We start from the raw sequence: 3,605 nt of genomic DNA, 5'->3' as shown, positions 1-3,605 counted from the left end.
ACCGATGTGTACCTGAAAAAACACGGTGCTGCATTTGGGAGCGCTGCGCACTCCAGCGGGAGCAAGCTCCCTCGCCACAAGGAAAACCGCTGTACACTGCTGATCCGCGAAAGGAGCCTGCCATGCTGATTGTTGCCGACGAAAATATCCCGCTGCTCGATGCCTTCTTCGAAGGGTTTGGCGAAATTCGCCGGGTGCCCGGTCGTTCTATCGACCGCGCCACGGTTGAGCAGGCCGATGTATTGCTGGTGCGTTCGGTGACCAACGTCAACCGCGCCTTGCTGGAGGGCACACCGGTGCGTTTTGTCGGCACTTGCACCATCGGCACCGATCACCTGGACCTGGATTACTTCAAGCAGGCCGACATTGCCTGGTCCAGCGCTCCCGGCTGCAATGCGCGGGGCGTGGTGGATTACGTGCTGGGCAGCCTGCAGACCCTGGCTGAAATCGAAGGTGCCGACCTCAAGCAGCGTACCTACGGCGTCGTGGGTGCCGGTGAAGTGGGCGGGCGTCTGGTCAAGGTGCTCAAGGGGCTGGGCTGGAATGTGCTGGTGTGCGACTCGCCGCGTCAGAGCGTCGAAACCGGTGATTACGTCAGCCTGGAGCAGATCATCGAGCAGTGCGATGTGATCAGCCTGCACACGCCGTTGACCAAGTCGGGCAATGGCTCGACCTGGCACTTGTTTGATCGCTCGCGCCTCAACCGCCTCAGACCTGGCACCTGGCTGATCAATGCCAGCCGTGGCCCGGTGGTCGACAACGCCGCCCTGCGTGACGTGCTGCTGGAGCGCGAAGACCTGCAAGCGGTGCTCGACGTCTGGGAGGGGGAGCCCGAAGTGGATGTCGACCTGGCTGACCTGTGCGTACTGGCCACGCCGCATATCGCCGGTTACAGCCTTGATGGCAAGCAGCGCGGTACTGCGCAGATCTATCAGGCGCTTTGTACGCATGTGGGCCAGGAGCCCAGTATTCAATTGAGTGACCTGCTGCCGCCGCCATGGTTGGCCGAGGTGCACCTGAATGCCTCCACCGACCCGGCCTGGGCGCTGGCGACCCTGTGCCGCAGCGTGTACGACCCACGTCGCGATGATGCGGATTTCCGTCGCAGCCTCGTGGGAACCGTGGAAGAGCAGCGCAAGGCATTCGACCTGCTGCGCAAGCACTACCCGGAGCGCCGCGAGATCGATGGCCTGCGTGTGCAGATCAACGGAGAGTCGGCAGAGCTGTCGAGCATCGTGTCGGCATTGGGCGCAGCCACGATTTGAACCTCAATAAAAAACCCGGCCATCGAGGCCGGGTTTGAAAGAGCGTGGGCGCTTCAGCCTTGCTGGGCAGGTTTGACCAGTCGCTGTTCCAGCTCGCGGCACGCTTGCTGGATCATGTCCTCGGTAATCGGCACCTCGCGCCCTTGGGCGTCGATGATCGAACAACCCAAATGAGCCTGGCGCTCTTTGCGGACAACTTCTACTTTGTCAGTGCTGCTGGTGTGCAAGGTCATGGCCTGTCTCCTCATCAGGTTGTGTACCTACTTTAATTCCCCCGCGTGACCGCGCTATTACAACTCCTTACAAGATCACCGGTTCGAGCCTCCAGTCCACCAGAAACCGATACATATTTCCAGCCGGGGCTTAGACCGATAGCCTCTAGGGTCCAGTATCGGTGGGCATAATTAATCTGACTCATTGCTTTTACGAACGTTGTTATTTACCCAGGCTCCCCCAATGTTGCTGTGTAGCGACCTATCTCCCTGACGCAGGTGATGCCCTCCATGTTCTCTATCCGTCAACGCCGTGCGATTCGCTTGGCCAGCCGCTTTATTGCGCCTTATCGCTGGCAGGCGTTGGGTGCCCTGTTGGCATTGATCGTCACAGCAGGCATCACGCTATCCATGGGGCAGGGCATCCGCCTGTTAGTGGACCAGGGGTTCATGACCCAGTCGCCGCACTTGCTCAACCAGTCCATCGGCCTGTTCATGATTCTGGTAATGGGCCTGGCCGTGGGCACGTTCACTCGGTTCTATCTGGTGTCGTGGATCGGCGAGCGGGTGGTGGCGGATATTCGTCGGCAGGTGTTCAACCACCTGATCTACCTGCACCCTGGGTTCTATGAAAACAACCGCAGTTCGGAAATCCAGTCGCGGCTGACCACCGATACCACTTTGCTGCAATCGGTGATCGGCTCGTCGCTGTCGTTGTTCCTGCGCAATGCGCTGATGGTTATCGGTGGCATCGTGTTGCTGTTTGTCACCAACCCCAAGTTGACCAGTATCGTGGTGGTGGCACTGCCATTGGTGCTGGCACCGATCCTGATCTTTGGCCGCCGCGTGCGCAGCCTCTCGCGTTTGAGCCAGGACCGTATCGCCGACGTGGGCAGCTACGTGTCCGAGACCCTCGGCCAGATCAAGACCGTGCAAGCCTACAACCATCAGGTGCAGGACGAACAACGCTTTGCCGTGACCGTGGAAGAGGCGTTTGCCACGGCGCGCAAACGCATTGCCCAACGCGCATGGCTGATTACGCTGGTGATCATGCTGGTGCTGGGGGCAGTGGGCGTCATGCTGTGGGTCGGCGGCATGGATGTGATCAACGGGCGCATCTCCGGCGGTGAACTGGCGGCGTTTGTGTTCTATAGCTTGATCGTCGGCAGTGCCGTCGGCACCTTGAGTGAGGTGCTCGGTGAGTTGCAGCGTGCTGCGGGTGCCGCTGAGCGTATCGGCGAGCTGTTGCAGTCGAGTAACGAAATACAGGCGCCGACCAGTGGCACGGTGCAATTGCCTGAGCGGGTCAGCGGCCGCATTGAACTGCAGGATTTGCGCTTTTCCTACCCATCGCGGCCGGACAGCTACGCCATCGATGGCTTGAACCTTACGATCAACCCTGGCGAAACCCTTGCCCTGGTAGGCCCGTCCGGGGCGGGCAAGTCGACGATTTTCGACCTGTTGCTGCGCTTCTACGACCCGCAGCAAGGCCGCATCCTGCTGGAAAACCACCCGCTGACCGAACTCGACCCCATGGACCTGCGTCGTCATTTCGCCCTGGTGTCCCAGAGCCCGGCGTTGTTTTTCGGCAGCGTTGAAGAAAACATTCGCTACGGCAACCCGTCCGCCACCCGCGAGCAAGTCGAAGCTGCTGCGCGCATCGCCCACGCCCACGACTTCATCCTGCAAATGCCTGACGGCTACCAGACCCACCTCGGCGACGGCGGCATGGGCCTCTCCGGTGGCCAACGCCAACGCCTGGCGATTGCCCGTGCGTTGCTGGTAGATGCACCGATCCTGTTGCTGGACGAAGCGACCAGCGCCCTCGATGCCCAGAGTGAACACCTGATCCAGCAGGCATTGCCGCAATTGATGCAAGGCCGCACCACCTTGGTCATCGCCCACCGATTGGCGACAGTGAAGAACGCAGACCGGATTGCGGTGATGGACCAGGGCAAGTTGGTGGCGGTGGGCACGCACCAGCAGTTGATTGCGAGCAACCCGCTGTATGCGCGGTTGGCGGCGTTGCAGTTCAGTGATGGGGTGAAGGTCTTGGAAGGCGAAGGCTAGGAGAGAAAGCTACAACCGAGCACCTTGTAGTGAGCGGGCTTGCCCCGCGCTGGGTGGC

General features: G+C 60.7%; 3 protein-coding genes. 2 read left to right on the top strand and 1 reads right to left on the bottom strand.

The window, feature by feature from the left end; genetic code table 11:
- Nucleotides 1-122: 122 nt before the first annotated feature.
- Nucleotides 123-1,265, top strand: coding sequence for a 4-phosphoerythronate dehydrogenase PdxB (gene pdxB / locus ACRESD_RS16975; RefSeq protein WP_431751981.1), 1,143 nt, complete (start codon nucleotides 123-125; stop codon nucleotides 1,263-1,265).
- 53 nt (nucleotides 1,266-1,318) lie between these two features.
- On the opposite strand, the gene ACRESD_RS16970 is transcribed toward pdxB, so the two are convergent.
- Nucleotides 1,319-1,498, bottom strand: a complete 180-nt coding sequence (locus ACRESD_RS16970; protein ID WP_185709384.1) for a PA1571 family protein — start codon at nucleotides 1,496-1,498, stop codon at nucleotides 1,319-1,321.
- Nucleotides 1,499-1,759: 261 nt separating this feature from the next.
- Here ACRESD_RS16970 and ACRESD_RS16965 point away from each other — a divergent pair, with 261 nt between their 5' ends.
- Entirely contained in the window at nucleotides 1,760-3,547 is a 1,788-nt protein-coding gene (locus tag ACRESD_RS16965) for an ABC transporter transmembrane domain-containing protein (RefSeq protein ID WP_431751980.1), read from the top strand.
- The last annotated feature ends 58 nt before the right edge of the window (nucleotides 3,548-3,605 follow it).

The organism is Pseudomonas sp. (assembly GCF_050739995.1).
Lineage (GTDB): Bacteria > Pseudomonadota > Gammaproteobacteria > Pseudomonadales > Pseudomonadaceae > Aquipseudomonas.
Note: the sequence above shows the minus strand (reverse complement) of the source record. Positions and strands in the feature narration are given on the sequence as shown.